This is a genomic window from Streptomyces sp. NPDC006332, from assembly GCF_040612855.1.
Classification (GTDB): Bacteria; Actinomycetota; Actinomycetes; order Streptomycetales; family Streptomycetaceae; genus Streptomyces.
This window is the reverse complement of the sequence record NZ_JBEXRA010000001.1, coordinates 476,197-497,692: the sequence shown is the minus strand read 5'-3', so window position 1 is coordinate 497,692 and position 21,496 is coordinate 476,197. Positions and strand designations below refer to the sequence as shown.

20 protein-coding genes are annotated in these 21,496 nt (G+C 70.4%); 14 read left to right on the top strand and 6 right to left on the bottom strand.

Features of this window, described 5'->3' with window-relative positions:
• Positions 1 to 91: 91 nt before the first annotated feature.
• Complete coding sequence (locus tag ABZ027_RS02050) at positions 92 to 1,000, bottom strand: SMP-30/gluconolactonase/LRE family protein (RefSeq protein ID WP_356763351.1); 909 nt, start codon at positions 998 to 1,000, stop codon at positions 92 to 94.
• A 391-nt stretch (positions 1,001 to 1,391) separates the two neighbouring features.
• On the opposite strand from ABZ027_RS02050, the gene ABZ027_RS02045 reads away from it, so the two are divergent.
• Positions 1,392 to 3,578: an SdrD B-like domain-containing protein gene (locus ABZ027_RS02045; protein WP_356763349.1), complete on the top strand. Its 2,187-nt coding sequence runs from the start codon at positions 1,392 to 1,394 to the stop codon at positions 3,576 to 3,578.
• 73 nt (positions 3,579 to 3,651) lie between these two features.
• Here the strand turns inward: ABZ027_RS02045 and ABZ027_RS02040 are convergent, their stop codons facing one another.
• Complete coding sequence (locus tag ABZ027_RS02040) at positions 3,652 to 4,902, bottom strand: Dyp-type peroxidase (RefSeq protein WP_356763347.1); 1,251 nt, start codon at positions 4,900 to 4,902, stop codon at positions 3,652 to 3,654.
• A 53-nt stretch (positions 4,903 to 4,955) separates the two neighbouring features.
• Here ABZ027_RS02040 and ABZ027_RS02035 point away from each other — a divergent pair, with 53 nt between their 5' ends.
• The 4 genes from ABZ027_RS02035 to ABZ027_RS02020 all read left to right on the top strand — a co-directional run bounded on the left by ABZ027_RS02035 (position 4,956) and on the right by ABZ027_RS02020 (position 8,527).
• A complete protein-coding gene (locus ABZ027_RS02035; RefSeq protein WP_356763345.1) occupies positions 4,956 to 6,338 on the top strand; it encodes a right-handed parallel beta-helix repeat-containing protein in 1,383 nt (460 codons plus the stop codon).
• On the top strand, positions 6,335 to 7,057 hold the full coding sequence (locus tag ABZ027_RS02030; protein WP_356763343.1) for a hypothetical protein: 723 nt from the start codon (positions 6,335 to 6,337) through the stop codon (positions 7,055 to 7,057). Before ABZ027_RS02035 ends, ABZ027_RS02030 begins: the two co-directional genes overlap by 4 nt.
• 109 nt (positions 7,058 to 7,166) lie before the next feature.
• The gene (locus ABZ027_RS02025; protein WP_356763341.1) at positions 7,167 to 7,673 is read left to right on the top strand and encodes a GNAT family N-acetyltransferase; all 507 of its coding nucleotides are present in this window, start codon (positions 7,167 to 7,169) and stop codon (positions 7,671 to 7,673) included.
• 74 nt (positions 7,674 to 7,747) lie between these two features.
• Positions 7,748 to 8,527, top strand: coding sequence for a helix-turn-helix transcriptional regulator (locus ABZ027_RS02020; protein WP_356763340.1), 780 nt, complete (start codon positions 7,748 to 7,750; stop codon positions 8,525 to 8,527).
• Here the strand turns inward: ABZ027_RS02020 and ABZ027_RS02015 are convergent.
• Positions 8,506 to 8,928: a hypothetical protein gene (locus tag ABZ027_RS02015; protein WP_356763338.1), complete on the bottom strand. Its 423-nt coding sequence runs from the start codon at positions 8,926 to 8,928 to the stop codon at positions 8,506 to 8,508. The two genes, ABZ027_RS02020 and ABZ027_RS02015, sit on opposite strands and share 22 nt — an antisense overlap.
• A gap of 106 nt (positions 8,929 to 9,034) precedes the next feature.
• Here ABZ027_RS02015 and ABZ027_RS02010 point away from each other — a divergent pair, with 106 nt between their 5' ends.
• From ABZ027_RS02010 to ABZ027_RS02000, 3 genes are all read left to right on the top strand, one after another.
• Entirely contained in the window at positions 9,035 to 9,811 is a 777-nt protein-coding gene (locus ABZ027_RS02010) for a helix-turn-helix transcriptional regulator (RefSeq protein ID WP_356763336.1), read from the top strand.
• Positions 9,808 to 9,996, top strand: coding sequence for a DUF397 domain-containing protein (locus ABZ027_RS02005; RefSeq protein WP_356763334.1), 189 nt, complete (start codon positions 9,808 to 9,810; stop codon positions 9,994 to 9,996). Before ABZ027_RS02010 ends, ABZ027_RS02005 begins: the two co-directional genes overlap by 4 nt.
• A 77-nt stretch (positions 9,997 to 10,073) precedes the next feature.
• Positions 10,074 to 10,478 carry a VOC family protein gene (locus tag ABZ027_RS02000; protein ID WP_356763332.1) on the top strand — a complete coding sequence of 135 codons (405 nt, stop codon included), beginning with the start codon at positions 10,074 to 10,076 and terminating at the stop codon, positions 10,476 to 10,478.
• On the opposite strand, the gene ABZ027_RS01995 is transcribed toward ABZ027_RS02000, so the two are convergent.
• Together ABZ027_RS01995 and ABZ027_RS01990 are read right to left on the bottom strand one after the other, a co-directional pair.
• Positions 10,458 to 11,147 (bottom strand): helix-turn-helix domain-containing protein, encoded by a 690-nt coding sequence (locus tag ABZ027_RS01995; protein WP_356763330.1) that lies wholly within the window; start codon positions 11,145 to 11,147, stop codon positions 10,458 to 10,460. The genes ABZ027_RS02000 and ABZ027_RS01995 overlap by 21 nt on opposite strands.
• Before the next feature lie 10 nt (positions 11,148 to 11,157).
• Positions 11,158 to 12,129 carry an AraC family transcriptional regulator gene (locus ABZ027_RS01990; protein ID WP_356763328.1) on the bottom strand — a complete coding sequence of 324 codons (972 nt, stop codon included), beginning with the start codon at positions 12,127 to 12,129 and terminating at the stop codon, positions 11,158 to 11,160.
• Between the two features lie 131 nt (positions 12,130 to 12,260).
• On the opposite strand from ABZ027_RS01990, the gene ABZ027_RS01985 reads away from it, so the two are divergent.
• Positions 12,261 to 13,088: an NmrA family NAD(P)-binding protein gene (locus ABZ027_RS01985; RefSeq protein ID WP_356763326.1), complete on the top strand. Its 828-nt coding sequence runs from the start codon at positions 12,261 to 12,263 to the stop codon at positions 13,086 to 13,088.
• Here the strand turns inward: ABZ027_RS01985 and ABZ027_RS01980 are convergent.
• Positions 13,085 to 14,248 carry a YihY/virulence factor BrkB family protein gene (locus tag ABZ027_RS01980; RefSeq protein ID WP_356763324.1) on the bottom strand — a complete coding sequence of 388 codons (1,164 nt, stop codon included), beginning with the start codon at positions 14,246 to 14,248 and terminating at the stop codon, positions 13,085 to 13,087. The two genes, ABZ027_RS01985 and ABZ027_RS01980, sit on opposite strands and share 4 nt — an antisense overlap.
• 81 nt (positions 14,249 to 14,329) lie before the next feature.
• Between ABZ027_RS01980 and ABZ027_RS01975 the strand changes: the two genes are divergently transcribed.
• The 5 genes from ABZ027_RS01975 (at position 14,330) to sbnB (ending at position 21,471) form a co-directional block, all read left to right on the top strand.
• Positions 14,330 to 14,533 carry a hypothetical protein gene (locus ABZ027_RS01975; RefSeq protein ID WP_356763322.1) on the top strand — a complete coding sequence of 68 codons (204 nt, stop codon included), beginning with the start codon at positions 14,330 to 14,332 and terminating at the stop codon, positions 14,531 to 14,533.
• Between the two features lie 161 nt (positions 14,534 to 14,694).
• A complete protein-coding gene (locus ABZ027_RS01970) occupies positions 14,695 to 17,136 on the top strand; it encodes a Pls/PosA family non-ribosomal peptide synthetase (protein WP_356763320.1) in 2,442 nt (813 codons plus the stop codon).
• Positions 17,137 to 17,249: 113 nt separating this feature from the next.
• Entirely contained in the window at positions 17,250 to 19,370 is a 2,121-nt protein-coding gene (locus tag ABZ027_RS01965; protein ID WP_356763318.1) for a non-ribosomal peptide synthetase, read from the top strand.
• A gap of 77 nt (positions 19,371 to 19,447) precedes the next feature.
• Positions 19,448 to 20,440 (top strand): TauD/TfdA family dioxygenase, encoded by a 993-nt coding sequence (locus ABZ027_RS01960; protein ID WP_356763316.1) that lies wholly within the window; start codon positions 19,448 to 19,450, stop codon positions 20,438 to 20,440.
• On the top strand, positions 20,437 to 21,471 hold the full coding sequence (gene sbnB / locus ABZ027_RS01955) for a 2,3-diaminopropionate biosynthesis protein SbnB (RefSeq protein WP_356763314.1): 1,035 nt from the start codon (positions 20,437 to 20,439) through the stop codon (positions 21,469 to 21,471). Before ABZ027_RS01960 ends, sbnB begins: the two co-directional genes overlap by 4 nt.
• The last annotated feature ends 25 nt before the right edge of the window (positions 21,472 to 21,496 follow it).

The following is a 21,496-nucleotide window of genomic DNA, read 5'->3' as shown; positions in this document are numbered from 1 at the left end:
CGGACGATGGTGCTACCTCAAGCACGGTTGAGATCAAGAGAGGCGACCGGCCCACACTGCCAACGGCCACTGACCCCTTGGAATCGATCATCTAGAGACGCGGAGCCCCTGTCACCGACATCACCAGCGAGTACAGGGACGTGGTCGCGGTGATGAACAGGCGGTTGTTCTTCGGGCCGCCGAAGGTGACGTTGGAGACGGGCTCGGGCACGCGCAGTCGGCCGATGAGGGTGCCGTCGGGGGCGTAGCAGTGGATGCCGTCGCCGAGGGCGGCGGCCCACAGGCGGCCCTCGTCGTCGAAGCGGATGTTGTCGAAGTGGACGTCGCCCCTCGCCTCGGCGAACACCTTCCGGTCGGTGAGCGTGCCGTCCTCACGAACGTCGAACACGTCGATCCGGGCGGCCCGCGAGTCGGAGACGTACAGCCGTTTCTCGTCAGCGGACAGGATGACGCCGTTGGGTCCCTCGAAGCCGTCGGCGGCGAGGTGCACGTCGCCCGTCGCGGGGTCGATCCGGTACACGTTGCACGCGCCGATCTCGGATTCGGCGCGATGGCCCTCATAGTCGCTGATGATGCCGAAGTCCGGGTCGGAGAACCAGATCGTGCCGTCGGAGCGTACGACGGAGTCGTTCGGGCTGTTGAGCTTCTTGCCGGCGTACCGGTCGGCGAGGACGGTCACGCTCCCGTCGGGCTCGGTGCGGGTGACCCGGCGGTTGCCCTGCTCGCAGCTGACCAGGCGGCCCTGTCGGTCGAGGGTGTTGCCGTTGCTGTTGCCGGCCGGGGTGCGGAAGACGCCGACGGTGCCGGTGGCCTCGTCCCAGCGCAGGAGGCGGTCGTTCGGGATGTCGCTCCAGACCAGTTGGCGCCACGCGGGGACGTACACCGGCCCCTCGGCCCAGCGGCAACCGTCGTACAGCACCTCCAGCCTGCTGTCGCCGTTCGCCCAGCGTCCGGCACTGAAGTGGTCGTCCAGGATCTCGTACGGGCCGTCGGCGGGCATGGCGTCCTCTCAGCAGGGTGGACCCATGGTGACCCGACATGTGGCACGAAGGCGAGAACCCAGCGGCCGAACGACACGGGATCGAGTGGTAAGAAGCACGTGATCCACGAGTGATCGGGCAGTCGCCCCCGGCACCCCTCAGCTCAACAGGGCAATGGGTCACCCATTCAGCCTATGGTCACAATCTGTGTGTGTCTTGTTACTCTGAGCTAACGATGTGGCTGTGGTGGGGCGCGCGTGGTCGCGTTGTCCCGGGGGGCTTGTGACCGGCCTGGAATCCGAGGCCTGACCTGCGCCTGTCCTGCCGAACGCCGCTGAACACCCGGTGCCTCGAGCGAAAGCCGCTTTGGGCCCCACTCCAAGGCAAGAGCGAGGCAGAGATGGGAATTACGTGAGCAGACGAACAGTCTGGCGGGCGGTGCTGGCACTGAGCTGTGCCGGCCTCATGCTTGCCCCCGCCACCCCGGCCTCCGCCCAACCCGGTGAGGGCAAGCTGACGGTCAATGTGTTCAGGGAGTTCGCCGCGAAGGGCACTCTCAACCCGCAGATCCAGACCGCCCTGGGCGGCGCGACCATTCGCGTCACGAGCGACCATTCGGGGGAGACGCGGACCTATCCGGTCGGTCCCGACGGGAGCGTCACCATCGACTTCGACACCTGGAGGCGCTCCAGGGGAAAGTACAAGGTCGAGCTGGTCGACTGGCCGAACAAGTTCGACCCGGCCACCGGCACCGGGTTCCTGCAACCGGCGTTCGCCGGCACGGGATTGTCCTCCCACCTCAACTACGTGAACCTGGAAGAGGGACAGGACGCCACGCTCGACCTGGCCGTTTGGAATCCCGACGACTACTGCCAGGACAACCCGACCCTGGTCACGGCCTGCCAGCAGGCGGCGACCAAGCCGGGCCAGAAGACGCTGGTCACCTTCCCGTACAACTCCCGCGGTGACACCCAGGGCAGCACCACGAACCCGAAGCCGATCGCCACCGTCCAGGACACCGGCGCCCTGTACGGGCTGGCCTACCGCAAGAAGGACAAGCGGCTCTTCTCCGGCGCCTACGCCAAGCGCCACACCGAGTACGGCCCCGGCGGCCAGGGCGCGATCTACGTGACCGACCGGACAACCGGCGCCACCAGTGTGTTCACCAGGGTGCCGAACGCGGGAACCACCCCGCACAACCAGGGCAACCGGGTGGACGCCCCGTTCGCCAACCGGCCCGGCAAGGAGTCCCTCGGCGACATCGAGATGTCCTCGGACGGCTCGGAGCTGTACGTCGTCAACATGAACGACGGCAACCTCTACACCTACGACGCGACGCAGGCCACCGCCGGGGCACCCAAGCGCGCACCGGTCCAGATCCCGGATTCCGCCTGCTCGCCTCCCGGTGACTGGCGGCCGATGGGGCTGGGTGTGCGCGATGGTGTGGTGTATGTGGGCGGCGTCTGCTCCGCCGAGAGCACGCAGGATGTCACCAAGCTGCGTGCGGTGGTGTGGACGTACGACCCGGCCACTGCCACGTTCGGCGCCGCACCCATCGTCGACGAACCACTGAACTTCCCCCGCGACCCGGCCAACGATCCCACGCCGGGCGACTGGAAGCCGTGGACGCGGGACAACCTGGCCCAGTTCCCCATGGGGAACGTGACCTACCCGCAGCCGATGCTCAGCGACATCGAGATCGAGCGTGACGGCGGCCTGGTCCTGGGCTTCCGCGACCGGTTCGGCGACCAGTCCGGGCTGGTGATTCCCAACGCCAACCCCAACGGCCCCGTGGAGAGCACCGTCACCGGCGGCGACATCATCAAGGTCTGCCGCAAGTCCGACAGCACCTACCACTGGGAGGGCAGCACCGACTGTCCGCGTCCCCGCGGCGGCAACGAGTGGTTCACCGGCGACACCTATTACACCGGGACCGGCCATCGGGAGGCGGCGTGGGGCGCGCTCGCGCTGCCGCTGCAGCAGGACACGATCGCCAGCACCTTCCTGGACCCGTATCGAACCGTCAACTCCGGCGGGGCCGGGTGGTTCGACCGCACGACGGGTCACCGTGACGCGACCCAGGACGGGTTCGGGGTCGTCTACGCCACCGACGGCGGCTTCGGCAAGGCCAATGGTCTGGGCGACCTGGAACTGCTGTGTGATGACCCGCCGGTGCAGATCGGCAACCGGGTCTGGCTCGACGACGGCGGCGGCACCCAGAACGCCAGGTACGACGAGACCCTCGGCATCCCCGGCGTGACCGTCACCCTCAAGGACACGTCCGGCAACGTCATCGCGACGAAGAAGACCGACGCCAAGGGCGAGTACTACTTCGACCACCGCGACGGTCTCCTGCCGAACACCGACTACACGGTGGAGTTCGACAAGACCACCGCCGACACCAGCAACCTGCCGGGCGGCATCACCCTCGCCGACCTGATGTGGACGCGCACCACGGGCCGTGACCCGGCGACCAACTCGGACGCCGAGCCGACCGGCGGCGACGAACAAGCCCCGACAGCCGTGGCGAAGGTGACGACCGGCCCGCCCGGCTCGGTCGACCATGACCTCGACGCCGGGATGTGGGCCGGCACCTGACAGCCGCCGGTTCAGTTGGGAGGATGTGGGCCGCGCCCGTACGGCGGCCCACATCCGCCTGTGCTCGCCTGGTTCAGGAGAACAGTGGGGCACCGAGCGGACGCTCGGCCGAGAAGCCCGGCAGCACGAGAAAGGTGCCGGAGGCGGTGGCCGTGGCGAAGGCGGACAGGTCGTCGCCGTCGTCCAGCCGCTGCTGCGTCGCCACGAAGGTGCGCAGTTCACGCTGGAAGCAGATGAACAACAGCCCGCGGTCCTCCGGCCCGTTGGCGTAGCTGTAGCCACGCCGCAGCATCAGCCCGCTGCCCGTGCCGTTCGGGTTGGCCCGCCGCGCGTGCGCCATGGCCGGCACCAGGTACCGGCCCTGCGCGGACTTCGCGCCCAGATCCATGGGCGCATCCGGGCCACCGCCGCTGAGCGGGGCACCGTCCTCGCGGCGCCGGCCGACCGCCCGCTCCTGGTGAGTGAGTTCCTGGGCGAGGAAGCGTGCCACGTCCAGCCGCAGGCGCCGCACAACCGCGACCGTGCCGCCCCGCACCCGGCCCGGGCCCGGTAGCCACACCTCTCGCTCCAGTTCCGCGGGGGTGCGCGGCACCACCATCCCGTCAAGGAAGCCCAGCAGGTTGCGCATCGGCACCCGCTGCCCGGCGCCCCCGGGCCGGGTGGGTGGCCGGAAACCCTGCTGGGCCCAGCCCGGCACCGCCGAGTGCTCCTGGAGCCAGGCTCTCAGGACGCCGTCGGCCAGCGTCACCACCTGCGGGTCGGACGCGCAGACCTGGACCATCAGGTCGCCGCCCCGGGCCGAGTCCGACATCTCCTCCCGGGCGAAACTGGGGAGTTCGCGGGCTCCGGGCAGGGTGCTGTCCACCGCTTTCACGACGCGCGGACCCACTCCGACGGTGACCGTCAGGTCCCCCGGCGGGAAACCGCCGAGGGCGGCATCACCGCCGTGCGTGGTGAGCTCGAGGACGCGTGTGCCCAGCCCCGCCAGCAGCCTCCCGTTCCGGCGCACGAAGTCACTGCCGGGCGCGTCCGGGTGTGCGGCTGCGGGCAGGTCGTACACCGACAGAACCACGTGCTGTTGGGGCTGCACCGGACGGTCCACCCCGGCCTGGCGGCTGCCCCGAGCGGACACGGTCACCATCTCCGGCGCGCAGGACACCGGCGAGGCGTCGTCCGGGGAAGCGGCCGGCCGTTCGCCCGCACCGACCACGTATCCGGTGATCCCGGCGGCCACCGTGACCGCCGTGCCCCTCGCCAGCGCCCTGCGCCGCGACAGCCGCTGTTCCGTACCTGCTTCACCCGGTCGAGTACTGTCAGTAATCATTCGGGCACTTTAAGCTAAAGTTCGCTGCCCTTACGGATCGGGAGAAACCGCACATGATGTCGCTCATCGCCCGCTGGGCGCATGGCCGTTGGCCCGCCGCGACGTTGGGCGGCGCGCTGGCCGCCGCGCTCCTGTGCGGCGGCTGCTCGGGACTGTCCACCACCGACGACGGTCACGCTCCCGCCCGCTCAACCGGGCCCGCCACCATCCGGGTGCCGGCACAGGCGGCCACGATCAACGCCGCCCTCACGCGGGCCCGCCCCGGTGACCTGGTGCTCGTGTCACCCGGCGTGTACCACGAGAGCGTCCGGGTGCGCACCGACCGCGTGGTGCTCCGGGGCACCGACCGCAACCGCGTCGTCATCGACGGCCAGGGCCGACGCTCCAACGGCATCGTCGTCACCGCCGAAGGCGTCTCCGTGGAGAACCTCACCGTCCGCAACCACCTCCTCAACGGAGTCCTCGTCACCGGCATGAGCGACGCCGCCGGCGGGCTCGCCCGCGGCAGCGACGGCTACCAGCACCTCGACCCGGCCCGCTTCCCTCCCCTCGACGGCTTCCGCGTCCGCTACGTCACCGCCCACGCCAACGGCCTCTACGGCATCTACGCCTTCAACGCCCGGCACGGGGTGCTCGAGCGCAACTACGCCTCCGGCAGCGCCGACTCAGGCCTCTACGTGGGCCAGTGCAAGCCCTGCCACATCCTCGTCCAGGACAACATCGCCGACCACAACGCCATCGGCTACGAAGGCACCAACGCCAGCGGACCCACCTGGGTGCTGCGCAACCGCTTCACCCGCAATCGGGTCGGCATGACCATCGACACCGATTACCAGGAAGCGTATGTACCCCAGACCGGCGGCGTGGTCGCCGGCAACCTCGTCTCCGACAACAACGCACCCGACACGCCCGAGCAGGCCGACGGCGGCTTCGGGATCGGCGTCGGCATCGCCGGCGGTCAGCACAACACGTTCCTGCGCAACCGCGTCACCGACAACTCACGCGCCGGCATCGTGCTCACCTCGCACGAGGACGTACCTCCCCTGGGCAACCGGCTGGAGGACAACACCCTGTCCGCCAACGCGATCGACATCACCTACCAGGCGTCCGTCCGCGCTCCCGGCCAGGGAAACTGCCTGCACGGCAACACCCTCTCTCGCACCCTCCCGGAAGACCTCCCCCGCACGGCACCCTGCCCCGCTGGAAACAGCCGGACCTCCACAACGGCGCCTGCCGCCCGCACCGCACCGCCACCAGCCGGAATCGCCTTCCTGGACGTGGTCCCGCCCCCCGCCCAGCCACAACTCCCGCACGCGCGCACCGCATCCCCCAGCCCCGCCCTTCACCTGCCCGGCGATGTCCACACCGATCGCGTACCGCTCCCCGCCCCGGATCTGCTCGCCACCCGCAGCCGCCACGACGTGACCGCCCGATGAGACTGCCACGCCGACCCGCTCCGCCCGCCGTTTCGGCCTGGGGTATCGCGCTGAGCCTCACGCTCTTGTTCTGCGCCACCGCCTGTACCCAGGACAAGACCCCCGCCCCGCTTACCGCGACGACCACCCCCGCGCTGACCGCCCCGCAGGCCGAACTGCTCGCCCTGACCCGGTTCACCAACTACCGGCGCGGCTCCGCCCAGGTCACCGCCGACATCCCGGTCCAGGGACACTCCGCCCAGCTCACCGGCCGCCTCGACTGGCGCCACGGGGCCGGGCTCGCCGTCCTCCAGGGCAACGGCGGGGCTCTGGAACACGGACGCCACCTGCTGCGCTGGGACCGCGCCACCGTCGCGGTCCGGTACGACTGGACCGGCCCCCTCCCCACGCACCCACCCCGCGACGGCTGGACCCAGCGCGCGCTCACCGCCCACGCGTCCACCCTGGACACCAGCCTGCTCCTGCTGCTCAACCTGGCCGCCGACCGGCCCGACAACGCCCAACTGCTGCTCCACAGCGGCGCACGCCGTCTCAGCCGGGAGAGAGTGGCAGGCGTCCCTGTCACGGTCTTCGCGGGCCCGTCCACCGCCGCCCCCGGTGCGGCGCGCTCCACACCTGGCCGCACCCTCTACTGGGTCGACGCGAACGGAGTACTGCGCCGCTTCTCCGCCCGGCCGGGCGGCGCCGGCAGCTGGTTGGTGGCGACGTTCACCGCATGACCTCTTGCCGCCCTCCCCACCGCAGGCCCCGCGTCAGGCGCGGCACGCGACGTTCGCCCTGTTCTGACGTGAGAGGCGCAGGCATCCGGGTGCGGTGAAGAATGAGTCCATGCGTATTCGAGCCGCGCGCCTGGACGAACTGCCCGCCCTCCAGGACATCGAGAGGGCCGCCGGGCAGTGCTTCCGGGACATCGGTATGCCGGAGATCGCCGAGGACGAGCCGCTCCCGCTCGGTGAGCTCGCCGCATATCACCACGCCGGACTGGCCTGGGTCGTGGCCGACGGCGCCGACGTCCCGGTCGCCTACCTGATCGCCGACCGGGTGGACGGCAACCTCCACGTCGAGCAGGTCTCAGTGCACCCGGACAGCGCACGTCGAGGTGTCGGCCGGTCGCTGCTGGAACATCTGGCGGCCCACGCCAGGAGCGAGGGTGCACCGGCCCTGACCCTCACCACGTTCACCCACGTCCCATGGAACGCCCCCTACTACGCACGCTGTGGTTTCCAGCTCATGGACGCCAGCAGTCTCACTCCCGGTCTGGTGAGGATCCGTGAAGGCGAGGCGGCACATGGCCTGGACCGGTGGCCGCGGGTCTGCATGCGCCGGGAACTGTGACCCCGCGGTGCCGTCCTGGGCAATTCCCCGCCGGGAATGGCCTGGCCCCCTCCAATGCCGTTACAACGGGCACCGTGGACTTCCCTCGTGCGCTCCGTGAACGTCGTATCCGCCGTCACCTCAGTCAGCTCGAACTCGCGTTGCGGGCGGGCACCACGCAACGGCATCTCAGTTTCATCGAGTCCGGCAGATCAATCCCCGGCCGGAACATGGTCGTACGCCTGACCGAATCGCTCGATCTGCCGTTGCGGGAGCGCAACGAGTTGTTGCTTGCCGCCGGGTACGCGCCCGTCTACGCCGAGACCGCGCTCGACGCCCCGGAGCTGGCTCCCGTGCGGACGGCGATCGAGCACATCCTGCGCGGGCACCTGCCCTATCCGGCGCTGGTCGTGGACCGGGACGGTGGGCTGGTCGCCGCGAACAGCGCCTTCGGCTTGATCACGGAAGGGGCGGCGCCCGAGCTGGTCGCCCCGGGCTCGAACGTGTACCGTCTCGCGCTGCATCCCGACGGCGTGGCGCCACGCATCCGCAACCTCGCCGAATGGGCCCGTCACATCCTGGCCCGCCTCGGCCACCTGGACGATCTTCGCTCCGAACTGGCCTCGTACATACCGGAGTTGGACCCGTCTGCCGGGCACCTAAGCTTCGCCGTCCCGCTCCGCCTGGAGTCCTCGTACGGGGAACTGCACCTGATGACGACGGTGACAACCTTCGCCACCGCCGTCGATGTGACCCTCTCCGAGCTGAAGCTGGAGGCGTTCCTGCCGGCCGACCCGGCGACCGCCGAAGCGTTGTCGGCGGCCGCCGACGCCAGGGATCTCGCGACTTCGGGTCAGGCTCCCGGGAACATGTAGTCGGTCCTGATCCGGCCGTCGTCGTCCAGCACGAGAATCTCCAGGCCGCCGCCGAGCACATCGCCGGTCTCGACGGACACGGCCTCCCAGTGGAACTTGACCACGCCGTCGAGGCGTACGGCGTCGGAACACGACCGGAAGGTGAATCCCTGCTTCTCCACGAAGTCCTGGTAGCTCCGTGTCACGCGCACCTCGACGGCGTCGTGCCCTCGCGCCTCCAGGGTCGGGTGGTCGAAGCCGAGTCCGGCGGCGATCTCCCGTATCTCCAGCGGCGGTTGGAGTACATGAGCGCCGTCCTCCGACCAGAGCCGCTCGATCAGCGAGCGGCGTTGTGCGGCGTCCGCCTCAGTCCACTGCGCGATGTAGCGGTCAGCCAGGTCCTGCGGATCGACCCGAATCATCTCTGTCCCCTCGCCCGTCGGGTTGCTTCGCACCTGATCCTGCGGGCCGCGCCGGACGCAGCCAATTCCCTGCCGGGAATCGTCACGGGCGGGCGGCTGATCCCGCGTGGGCGCACTGCTCGCCCTCTTCCGCGAGTCCGCCGGATACACACAGAGGTCACTGGGCGAGCGGTTCGTCGTGGGTGAGCAGCAGATCGCGTCGATCGAGCAGGGCAGGCGACCGCTGAAGCCCGACCTCGCCGAGCAGCTCGACGAACTCCTCGGCACGAAGGGGGCGTTGTCGACTGCGTTGAGCCGGATGCCTGAGGTGGATCTCGTACCGCTGTGGGCGGAGGAGTATCTGGATCGGGAGCGGGAGGCGATCGCGATCTCGTGGTACGAGAGCCTGCTGGTTCCCGGTCTGCTCCAGACGGAGCGGTACGCGCGCGAAGTCTTCCGCAATCGCGTGCCGCTCTACGACGAGGACGAGATCGAGCAGCTCGTGGCAGCGCGCATCGAGCGGCGGGAGATCCTGCACCGCAGAGTGCCCCCGATGATGAGCTTCGTGATCTGGGAGGCCGCGCTAAAGGATCAGTTGGGTGGCAAGAAGGTGTACGTCGAGCAGCTGCGGCACCTGCGGGAGTACGCCGGTCTACCGGGCCTCGCGCTCCAGATCCTGCCCCTCGGCCGCACCGCTCACGCCGGCCTCGAAGGCCCGTTCATCCTGCTGGAGACCCCTGAGCACCAGCGGCTCGCGTACAGCGAAACCCAGCGCGGAAGCACGCTGATCGCCGATCCTGACGAGGTGGGGATCCTGACCCAGAAGTATGCGATGCTGCGGACGCAGGCCCTCAACACCGAGGATACGAGGGATCTGTTGGACCGTCTCCTGGGAGAGCAATGAGCGGCACGGCACTTGAGTGGTTCAAGTCCAGCTACAGCAGTGGCGAAGGCGGCGCCTGTATCGAAGTCGCCACCCTCCCCACCACCATCCACATCCGCGACTCCAAGACCCCCACCACCCCGCACCTCACCGTCACGCCCTCCGCCTGGGCCGCGTTCCTGAAGTTGACCGACGGGAACGTCTAGCTCGGCGCGGGACGCGACCCCCGGGTGAGTCCGATTCGTTCAAGACTCCCCGTCGCCGCGCTGCCTACCGTGGCCGTATGACTCCACGATTCGACGCGATCGGCATGGTGGCCTCCGACATGGCCGCCTCGATCGCCTTCTACCGCCGTCTCGGCTTCGCTTTCCCGGACGGAGCCGAGAAGGAACCGCACACCGAGGCCGCACTGCCGGGCGGGCTGCGGCTGATGCTGGACAGCGAGGAGGTGGTTCGCTCGTTCGATCCGGAATGGCGGCCGGCGGCCGGGGACGGCCGTATCGCGATCGCCCTGCTCTGTCAGAGCCCGGCCGAGGTCGACTCGGTCTACCAGGACATGGTGGGCGCCGGGTACCGGGGCCCGCGCAAGCCGTGGGACGCCGTGTGGGGGCAGCGTTACGCGGGCCTGCTCGATCCGGACGGCAACGGTGTCGACCTGTTCGCGCCGCTAACTGGAGCGGGCCAGTAGCCGGCTGAGCGGCATACCCGCCAACTCCCGTACGTCTCTTGCCAGATGGGCCTGGTCCGCGAACCCGGACCGGGCCGCCGTCTCCGCGAAGGGGACCCCGGCGCGGGCCAGGGCGAGGGCGCGTTGCAGTCGGAGTACCCGGGCGAGTGTCTTGGGGCCGTAGCCGAAGGACGCCAGGGAACGGCGGTGCAGCTGGCGGGCGCCGAGGCCGAGTTCGTCGGCGGTGGCGGCGACCGGGCTGCCCGCGTCGAGGGCGGTGACGAGCCGTCGTAGGAGCGGGTCGGGGGGTTCGGTGGCGGCGGCCCAGCACAGGGCCACCTGCTCCAGGCCGCTCGCCGGGTCGGCGGCGGCGTTCACCTGCGCGGTGAGCCGCCGCACCTCGGCGGCCGGACGGAGGTCGGCCAGCAGCACCCGCCGGTCACGCAGCTCGTGCGCGGGGACGCCCAAGAGGGCGGGCGCGGTGCCGGGGTAGAAGCGGAAGCCCGCCCACTCGCTCGGTCTGTCGGGGGTGACGTAGGCGTGCGTGTCGGGACCGGCGACCAGCAGCCGACCCTCGTTCCACAGCAGGTCCATGCATCCGTCGGGCAGGACAGGCCCCGCTGCGGACCCGGACGGCGTGCTGGTCCACACCACCGCTCCGGTCAGCCGGGACGCCCACTCCGCGTACACGTACGCCAGGCTACGCCGCCCGCGTCCGGTGCTCCTGCGGGCTCACTCCGTACACCCGCTTGAACGCGCTGGAGAGGGAGAACGAGCTGCCGTAGCCGACCTGGCGGGCGATCGCGTCGAGGGTGTCGTCGCTGTCGCGGAGGCGGTCGGCGGCGAGGGCGAGGCGCCAGCCGGTGAGGTAGGTCATCGGGGGTTCGCCGACCAGGTCGGTGAAGCGGCGGGCAAGGGCGGCCCGGGACACGCCGGCCTTGCCCGCGAGCGAGGCCACGGTCCAGGGGTGCGCGGGGTCGTCCTGGACCAGCCGCAGGATGCGGCCGACGACGGGGTCGGCGAGCGCCGCGTACCAGGCGGGCGGCTCCGCCTCCGGGCGGGCGAACCAGGCCCTGAGCGCGGCGATGACCAACAGGTCGAGGAGGCGGTCGAGGACGACTTCCTGACCCGGCTCGTCGCGCACGACCTCTTCCATGAGGACGGGCGTGAGCGGGCACCGCCACCTGTCGGAGGTGAGGGACAGCAGCGGCGGCAGCGCGTCCAGCAACCGGCCGCCGATCTCGTTCTGCACCAGGTACGTCCCGATCACCATCATCGTGGAGCCGTCGGCCCGATCGCCCCAGCTGCGCACGCCGATGTCCATGGAGCCGTTGAGGGGCCTCCCGTCGGGGTAACGGCACTCGGCGCCCGGCAGGATCACCGCCTGGGGCACGGTGCCGGGGTCGTCGGCGCAGGTGTACGGGCCAGGGCCGCGCGCGATGGCGAGCTCACCGGCCCGCAGCCGCACCCGCTCCCCCGCGTCCGGCACGATCCAGGCGTCGCCCCGCACCATCAGCATCACCGTGAGGGGGGCACGGTCCTCGACGCGCACGGCCCACGGCGGATCGAAACACGCTCGGATCATGAAGGCACCCCGGGCCCTGGGCCCCTCCAGGAGGCCTGCGAGGGGGTCCCCCCGCGTGAGCGCATTCGAGCGTGGGGGAGCGTCCATGGCGTCAGCGTAGACGCCCGCGCATGGGAATGAGCCGTTCGGCGATGGGCTGTTGGAGCGCCCCGCCGTTGACTTGGGGCATGGGAGAAAACAGCGGAGAAAACACAGCGAACGCAGCGAGCAGGCAGACCATGACGGTTGTGGTGACCGGTGCCTCCGGGCGGACCGGAAGCCGGGTGGCGGCCGCATCACGGGCTGCGGGGCTGACGGTGCGGCCCGCCTCCCGCGCCCACGGCTTCGACTGGGAGGATCCGACGACCTGGGCCGAGACCCTGCGGGACGCCGACGCGGCGTACCTCATGTACCCGTCGGACGTCGGCTTCCCGGAGGCGGCCGAGGGGATCGGCGCGCTCGCCCGGGAGGCGGTGGGGCTGGGGGTGCGGCGGCTGGTGCTGCTGTCGGCGCGCGGTGAGGAGCAGGCGCTGCCGACCGAGGAGGCGCTGAAGGCGTCGGGCGCGGACTGGACGGTCGTACGGGCGTCGTGGTTCTCGCAGAACTTCAGCGAGGGGCCGCTGGTGGAGGGGCTGGTCCACGGCGAGCTGGTGTTTCCGGCCGGTGAGGTGGAGGAGCCGTTCATCGACGTGCGGGACATCGCGGACGTCGTCGCGGTGGCGCTGGCCGAGGGGAGCCGGTACGTCGGGCGGACCGTGGAGCTGACGGGGCCTCGGCTGCTGTCGTGGCGGGAAGCGGTCGCGGAGATCTCGGAGGCGACGGGCGTCAAGGTGACGTACACCCCGGTGCCGGTGCGGGCGTACGCGGAGACGCTGGCGGGGTTCGGGGTCCCGCCGGAGGAGGTGGGGCTCTTGGTGGAGGTCTTCGAGGGGCTCATGGACGGGCGCAACGCACGGCTGACCGATGATGTGCGGCAGGTCCTGGGGCGGGATGCGCGGGACTTCGGGGATTTCGTGCGGGATGCTGCCGCGACGGGAGTGTGGAAGTCGTCCGGGTTCAACGACTAGGACCCCTCCGGCTTGTGCGGCGGGTGCGGGTGGGCGTTCTTGACGTGGGTGCGCAGGCGGGAGGTGACGTCCTCCGGGGGCAGGAAGCGGGACCAGCGTTCCGGGAACTCGGAGGGCATGTCCGGGTCGTCCGGGTCGTAGGGGGCGTGGGGGTCGGACTCGCGGTGGGCGGCCGCGCGGGCCACGTACTCGGCGACCTGGGCCTCCCGCATGCGTTCGTTGGCGGCGCGGGCCGCAGCCGTCGCGGCGGCCGGCCAGACCCGGTCGATGGCCGCGTTGACCGCGGCGCCCACCAGGACGGCGAACGCGGACACACCGATCCACAGCAGCACGGCGACGGGCGCGGCGAGCGAACCGTAGATGGTGGGGCCCTCGACGGTGTTGGTGAGGTAGATGCGCAGCAGGAAGCTGCCGAGCACCCACATGGCGAGGGCGACCAGGGCGCCGGGCACGTCCTCGATCCACGGGGAGCGCACGGGCACCGACACGTGGTAGAGCGTGGTCAGGAAGACGATGGACAGCACGATGACGACAGGCCAGTAGAGCACCTGCACGACCGTCGTGGACCACGACACGATATTCACCACCGCGTCCGGCCCGGCCACCATCAGCGGCAGTGCGACCGAACCGATCAGCAGCGCCACGACGAACAGCAGGAACGCCATCAGACGGGTCTTCACGATGCCGCGGACTCCGTCGAGGCCGTACATCACGGTGATGGTGTCTATGAAGACGTTCACCGCTCGGGAGCCCGACCACAGGGCGAACAGGAAGCCGATGGAGATGACGTCGGGCCGGCCGCCCTTCATCACGTCGTGCAGGATCGGCTGGGCGATCTGTGTGACGCCCTTGTCGGACAGGACCGTGCGCGAAGCCTCCAGGAGGTTGGTCTCCAGGCTCGCGATGGTGTCGGCGCCGGTCCAGTCGTCGACGTAGCCGAGCAGCCCGATCATGCTGAGCAGCAGAGGGGGGACGGACAGCAGCGTGAAGAAGGCGGCCTCGGCGGCCAGGCCCAGGATCCGGTACTCCATGCACGAGTTGACGGTGTCCTTGAGCAAGAGCCAGGCGGTCCTGCGCTTGGAGACGTTGCGGTAGAGGGCGCGCGCCCGGTGGAGACGGCCGGAGGCGTGTGGTTGGGGAGATTCGCTTGCTGCCTGCACGATCCAACGGTATCCGTCGCATGAGGCTGCACTCATCCCGTGGTGTCCCGCCCGTGAAATCGCACTGATCGATAATCGTTCATGAGTAAATCGAACCATTTTTCTGTCATGTCCGCGTTGGCCGGAATGTCGCACCTGGGGAGGCCGGATCCACAGGACGCCCGCACCGGCCGTTCGGTGAACTCCCTGGTCGGAGATGAAAAGGGCTCGAAAACCTGTCTGGTCGATTCGATGTGCGCCGCCGAAAAAGCGCCAATGACTGAAATGGCCTTGAAGCGTTCATGAATTACCCACAAGAATTTCGACTGCATTGAAGCGCCCTCGACCAGGGCGACCTCGCACACCCGAGCCATTTCACCCCTTTCACGCCGGCATCACGTTCCTCTTCTTTTTCATCTTGTCGCATTTCGTGTACGACGTATCAGAAACAGCAGCAAGGAGCGCCCGTGGGGGGAATTCCCGGCGCCGGCACCGAAAGCGTTCTGGCCGAGGTGCTGGCCGGTGTAGTACGCAAGGAACACGTACCGGTCGACAGTCACTTCTTCGACGATCTGGGCGCCAACTCACTGGTTATGGCCCACTTCTGCGCCCGTGTCAGGAAACGCCCGGAACTGCCGGCGGTATCCATGCGGGACGTCTACGGACATCCGACGATCCGCCGACTGGCGGCGGCCCTCGCCGAGACGCCGGCCGAGACACCCGTCGCCGTCCCGGCCGAACCGCCGCCCGAACCGGGCAGCACGGCACGGTACGTCCTGTGCGGAATCCTGCAGTTCCTCGTCTTCGCCGGGTACTGCCTGCTCGCCGGGACGGCCACCGCCCACGGCTACGACTGGGTCTCCGGCGGCGAGGGCATGGCCGCGGTCTACGGCCGCTCGGTGGTCTTCGGCGGCGCCCTGTTCGCCGCCGCCTGCGCTCTTCCGGTCCTGGCGAAGTGGCTGCTGGTCGGCCGCTGGAAGGAGACCGAGTTCCCGGTCTGGAGCCTCGCCCACCTGCGCTTTTGGACAGTGAAGGCGTTGCTTCAGGCCAACCCGATGGTCCTGTTCGTCGGCAGCCCGCTGTATGTGCTGTACCTGCGGGCGCTGGGCGCGCGCATCGGACCCGGCGTGACGATCCTGTCCCGCTCGGTGCCGGTCTGCACCGACCTGCTGACCGTCGGCGCCGGCACGGTGATCCGCAAGGACTGCCACTTCCTGTGCTACGCGGCGCGGGCCGGCCGGATCCACACCGGTCGCGTCACCCTGGGCGGCGGGGTGTACGTCGGCGAGAAGACCGTCCTCGACATCGGCACGACGATGGGCGACGGCTCCCAGCTCGGCCACTCCTCCGCCCTGTACGACGGCCTCACGGTCCCGACGGGCGAGCGCCGGCACGGCTCACCGGCCCAGCGCACCGACGTCGATCACGTCCGGATCCCGTCGGCGCGCTGCTCCACCGCGCGCCGGTTCGGATACGGACTCGCGGGGCTGCTCCAGATGCTGCTGCTGTACGTCCCGTTCGGCGTGGGCGGCGCGCATCTGCTGCTCACCGCGGCCCCCGAACTGGAGGTGTTGGTCGCGCCGGACTCCCAGGACCTGGCCTCGGCCCGGTTCTACGTCGAGGCACTCGTCCTGTCCCTCGCGCTGTTCGCGGCCTTCCTGGTCATCGGCCTGGCGGTGGTGACGCTGGTGCCCAGGCTGCTGCGGCCGTTCCTGCGCCCGGACCGGGTCTACCCGCTCTACGGTTTCCACTACTCGGTCCAGCGCGCGGTCGCACGCCTGACCAACATCAAGTTCTTCCCGTGGCTGTACGGCGACAGTTCGTACATCGTCCCCTATCTGCGGGCCCTCGGTTACGACCTCTCGACGGTGGAGCAGACCGGCTCCAACTTCGGTACGCAGGTGCGGCACGAGACGCCGTATCTGGCCACCGTCGGCAGCGGCACGATGGTCGCCGACGGATTGTCGATCGTGAACGCCGACTTCTCCGCCACGTCCTTCCGCGTCTCGCGGACCACGATCGGTGCGCACAACTTCCTCGGCAACCACATCGCCTATCCGGCGGGCGGCCGCACCGGCGAGAACTGCCTGCTGGCCACGAAGGTGATGGTCCCGCTCGACGGGGAACTCCGCGAGGGCGTGGGCCTGCTCGGTTCGCCCTGCTTCGAGATCCCCCGCTCGGTGGAGCGTGACACCCGTTTCGACCACTTCCGCGAGGGCGACGAACTGCGCCGCCGGCTCCGCGCGAAGAACCGGTACAACCTACGCTCGATGGGCCTGTTCCTGTTCATCCGCTGGCTGCACTGGTTCGGCCTCACCGTGCTCGGCTTCGCCGCCGTCGACCTGTACGGCGTCCACGACGCCGTCGGCGGCCCGCTCATCGGCGCCGGTCTGATGGCGGCCCTGGTGTTCACCACCTTCTACTACGTCCTGGTGGAACGGCTGATCGGGCACTTCCGGCCACTGCGGCCGCTGCTCTGCTCGATCTACGACCCGCGCTTCTGGCGGCAGGAACGCCTGTGGAAGATGCCCGACAACCACCTCGTGGTGTTCAACGGGACCCCGTTCAAGAACGTCGTCTGGCGGCTGCTGGGCGTCCGGCTCGGCCGCCGGGTCTTCGACGACGGCTGCTCCATCACCGAGCGCACGCTCACCGCCATCGGCGACGACTGCACGCTCGCCGCGCACACCAAGGTGCAGGCCCACTCGCAGGAAGACGGCACGTTCAAGTCCGACCACATCACGATCGGCGCGGGCTGCACGCTCGGGACCGGCTCGCTCGTGCACTACGGCGTCTCGATGGGGGACGGCGCCGTACTCGCTCCCGACTCCTTCCTGATGAAGGGCGAGGAGATGCCTCCTGGGGCGCGGTGGGGCGGCAATCCGGCGGTCGCACCGCGGCACACCTGAGCGCGACGGGCGCCGCCTATCCGCATCGTGCGCAGGCGCAACACGCGCGTCATGCGCAACACGGGCAACATGCGCAACACGCGCAACAGCAAGGGCAATGGGGGGAATCAGGCATGGCAACAGTTCCGCGCTGGGCGCTCGATCCGGTGCCGGGTACGGCCGAGTACGAAGTGCCGCTTCCGGTGGGGGTGACCGCCGGGCCCGCCGAGGTGCTCGCCGCCCACCACCGGGTCCTGGCCGCGCTGTCCGGTGAGAGCGAGACCACCACCGACGACTCCGGGCTGTGGGTGAGTCTCACCGGCCGCACGCTGCGGCTGCGGTACCGCACCGATCTGCTGGACGCCGAGGCGGCCGCCCGGGTCGCGGGCTACCACCTCGCCGCCCTCGCCGAACCCGAGCGACGGAGCCTGGTGTCCGAGGACGAACTCCGGTACCAGCTGGAGGATCTGGCGGGCCCGCGCCGACAGCTGCCCGACCGGCGGGTCCACGAACTGTTCGAGGAGCGCGCCGCCGCCCACCCGGACGCGGTGGCCGTCGTCCACGGCGACCGGTGCTGGACGTACGACGAACTCAACTCCCGGGCCAACCAGTTGGGCCGGGCCCTGCTGGCACGGGGCCTGGAGCGCGAGGGCGTGGTCGCCGTCGTGATGGAGCGGAACCTGGACTGGATGGCGGCCGTGCTGGCCGTCCTGAAGGCGGGCGGGGTGTACCTGCCCGTCGAGCCGCACTTCCCGGCCGCGCGGGTCACCGCCACGCTCGACCGCGCGGGCTACGGCCTCGTCCTCACCGAGCGCGGCAGCGACGGTGCCGTCGAGGGGACGGCCCGGACCCTGTTCGTGGACGCCGCGTACGCCGAGGCCCACCCGGACGGCGACCTCGGGGTGTCCGTCTCGGCAGGTCAACTCGCCTACATCTACTTCACGTCCGGCTCCACCGGCGAGCCCAAGGGCGCGATGTGCGAGCACGCCGGGTTCCTCAACCATGTGCTCGCCAAGCTCGACGACCTCGGTGTCGGCGCCGGGGACGTGGTCGCGCAGACCGCGCCCCAGTGTTTCGACATCTCGCTGTGGCAGTTGCTGGCCGCGCCGGTGGCCGGCGGGCGGACCCTGCTGGTCGGCCAGGAGACGATCCTGGACGTGCCCCGGTTCGTGGACACCATCGAGCGGGGCCGGGTCAACGTGCTCCAGCTCGTGCCGTCGTACCTCGAAGCCGTGCTCGCCGAACTGGAGCAGCGACCGCGTGAACTGCCGGACCTGCGCTGTGTGTCGGTCACCGGCGAGGCGGTGAAGAAGGAGCTGGTCGAGCGCTGGTTCACGGCCCGGCCCGGGATACCGCTGGTCAACGCGTACGGGCTGACCGAGACCTCGGACGACACCAACCACGAGGTCATGCTCCGGGTGCCCGACGAGGACCGGGTGCCGCTCGGGCGGCCGATCGCCAACGTACGGGTGTACGTCGTCGACGAGGATCTGACGCCCGTGCCGCTGGGGGCGCCCGGCGAGATCGTGTTCTCCGGGGTCTGCGTCGGCCGCGGATACGTCAACGATCCCGAGCGCACGAAAGCCGCGTTCACCGACGACCCGTACCGGCCCGGTGAGCGGCTGTACCGCAGCGGCGACCAGGGGCGCTGGCTGCCCGACGGGAAGCTGGAGTTCCTGGGCCGCCGGGACAGTCAGGTGAAGATCCGGGGCTTCAGGATCGAGATCGGCGAGATCGAGAACGCGCTGCTGCGGGTGCCCGGCGTCCGGGACGGCGCGGTGGTCGTGGTCCGCGGCACCCGGCTGGCGGCGTTCTGCACCGGCCCGCGGCCCGTCGGCGCGGACACGGTACGGGAGCGGCTGGCCGCCTCGCTGCCCGCGTACATGGTCCCGGCGGTCGTCCACTGGCGTCAGCGGCTGCCGCTGACCGCCAACGGCAAGACGGACCGCCGGACGCTCACCGCCCTCGCCGAGGACCTCGACGTGGGCGCCAACGTGGGCACCGACGAGGGCACCGGGACGCAGGACCGGCCGGGGACGCCGGACGAGCGGCGGATGGCCGCCGCCTGGGCCGAGGTGCTCGGTGTCCCCGAGGACCGGATCGGCCGGCTCGACCACTTCTTCGACCGCGGCGGCACCTCACTGGCCGCCGTGAAGCTGGCGATCGCCCTGGACCGGGCGATCACCCTCAAGGACGTCACCCGCCATCCGGTCCTCGCGGACCTGGCCGGGCTCCTCGAACGACCGGCCTCGTGAACCGCGGGCGCCTCTCCCCGATGGACCGCCTCTCCCCGATCGACCGCTCAAGCGCCCCACCCGAAAGGAACACCGAGATGTCGCCCTCGTCTGAGACGCTGCTCCCCGACGTCGAGTTCGCGCCCAGCCGTCCGCCCCTGGTGCACGCCGACGCCGCCGGCGATCCGGCGCGCTGGACCGCCGCGCACCGCGACGCACTGCGGGCCACGGTCGCCGGGCACGGCTCGGTCCTGGTCCGCGGGCTGGGCCTGACCGACGCCGCCACGACCGAAGCCGTCTTCGGCCGGCTGGCCGGCTCCCTGATGGCCGACCGGGAGCCCTTCGCGCCCCGGCGCCGGTACGCGGACGGCGTGTACTCCTCCACCAAGTGGCCGGCGAACCAGCAGATGTGCATGCACCACGAGGCGAGCTACGCGCTGGAGTTCCCGGGCCTGCTGCTGTTCGCCTGCCTGGAGGCACCCGGCGCGGGCGGCGCGACCTGCGTGGCCGACGGCTCGGCGGTGCTCGACGCGCTGCCCGCCGAACTGGCCGAGCGGTTCGAACGGGAGGGCTGGCTGCTGAACCGGACGTACAACGACGAGATAGGCGCTTCGGTGGCCGAGGCCTTCGGCACCGACGACCGCGGCGCCGTCGAACGGTACTGCCGCGCCAACGGCATCGCCTGGGAATGGCGGCTCGACGGTTCGCTGCGCACCAGCCAGCACCGCAGCGCCGTGGTCCGCCACCCGGTCACCGGCCGCCGCTGCTGGTTCAACCAGATCGCCTTCCTCAGCGAATGGACGATGGATCCCGAGGTCCGCGAGTACCTGGTGGACGTGTACGGGCCCGACCAGCTGCCGTTCACCACCCGCTTCGGCGGCGGCGACCCGATCGACGAGGACGTCGTCCGCACGGTCAACGAGGTGTACGAGGCGCACACCGTGCGCGAGCCGTGGCGCGCCGGGGACCTGCTGCTCGTCGACAACATCCGCACCGCGCACAGCAGGGAGCCCTTCGACGGCCCGCGTGAGGTGCTGGCCGCGCTCGGCGACCCGGTGCGGCGCTCCGACTGCGAGGTGAGGACCGTATGAGCACCGTCCAGAGCGTGCCGCCGTTCGCGGTGATCAGCGGCGAGCAGGTCCAACGGGCGCTGCACGGGCGGGAGTCGGAGATCGGCGAGCTGGTCGAGGGCGTGTACCGGCTGCACGGTGCCGGTGACTCGGTGAACCCGCCGTCGTACTTCCTGCGTTTCCCGGACCGGCCCTCGTCGCGGATCATCGCGCTGCCCGCCTCGCTGGGCGGGCCGCTCCGGGTGGACGGCGTGAAGTGGATCTCCAGCTTCCCGGAGAACACCAGGTCGGGGCTGCCGCGGGCGTCCGCGGTGCTGATCCTCAACGACCCCGGCACCGGTTATCCGTACGCCTGCCTGGAGAGTTCGGTCATCAGCGCCACCCGCACGGCGTCCTCGGCGGCACTCGCGGCCCACCGGCTCGGCGCCGGACGGGAGCGGCCGCGGCGGGTCGGGTTCTTCGGCACCGGTCTGATCGCCCGCTACATCCACACCCATCTCACCGCCACCGGCATGGAGTTCGAGGAGACGGGCGTGTACGACCTGTCCGCCGACAGCGCGGCGGGCTTCCGGGGGTACCTGGAGCGGTCGGGCGCGCAGGGGCGGATCACCGTGCACGAGAAAGCCGAATCCCTGGTCCGGTCCAGCGACCTGCTGGTGTTCGCGACGGTCGCGTCCACGCCGCACGTCCACGATCCGATGTGGTTCGCGCACCATCCGCTGGTGCTGCACGTGTCGCTCAGGGATCTAGCACCGCAGATCCTGCTCGGGTCCGCCAACTTCGTCGACGACGTCGAGCACTGCCTGAAGGCGGAGACCTCCCCGCACCTGGCCGAACAGGTCACCGGTAGCCGCGAGTTCGTGAACGGCACGCTGGACGACGTACTGACCGGGCGGGTCGCCGTCCCGACGGACCGCACGGTGGTGTTCTCACCCTTCGGGCTGGGGGTGCTCGACCTCGCGGTCGGCAGGTTCGTCCACGACGAGGTGGCCCGGCAGGGCGAACTGCGCGTCGTCGACGGGTTCTTCCACGAGCTGCGCCGGTACGGCTGACCGACGGGCACGTGGTGCACGAGGA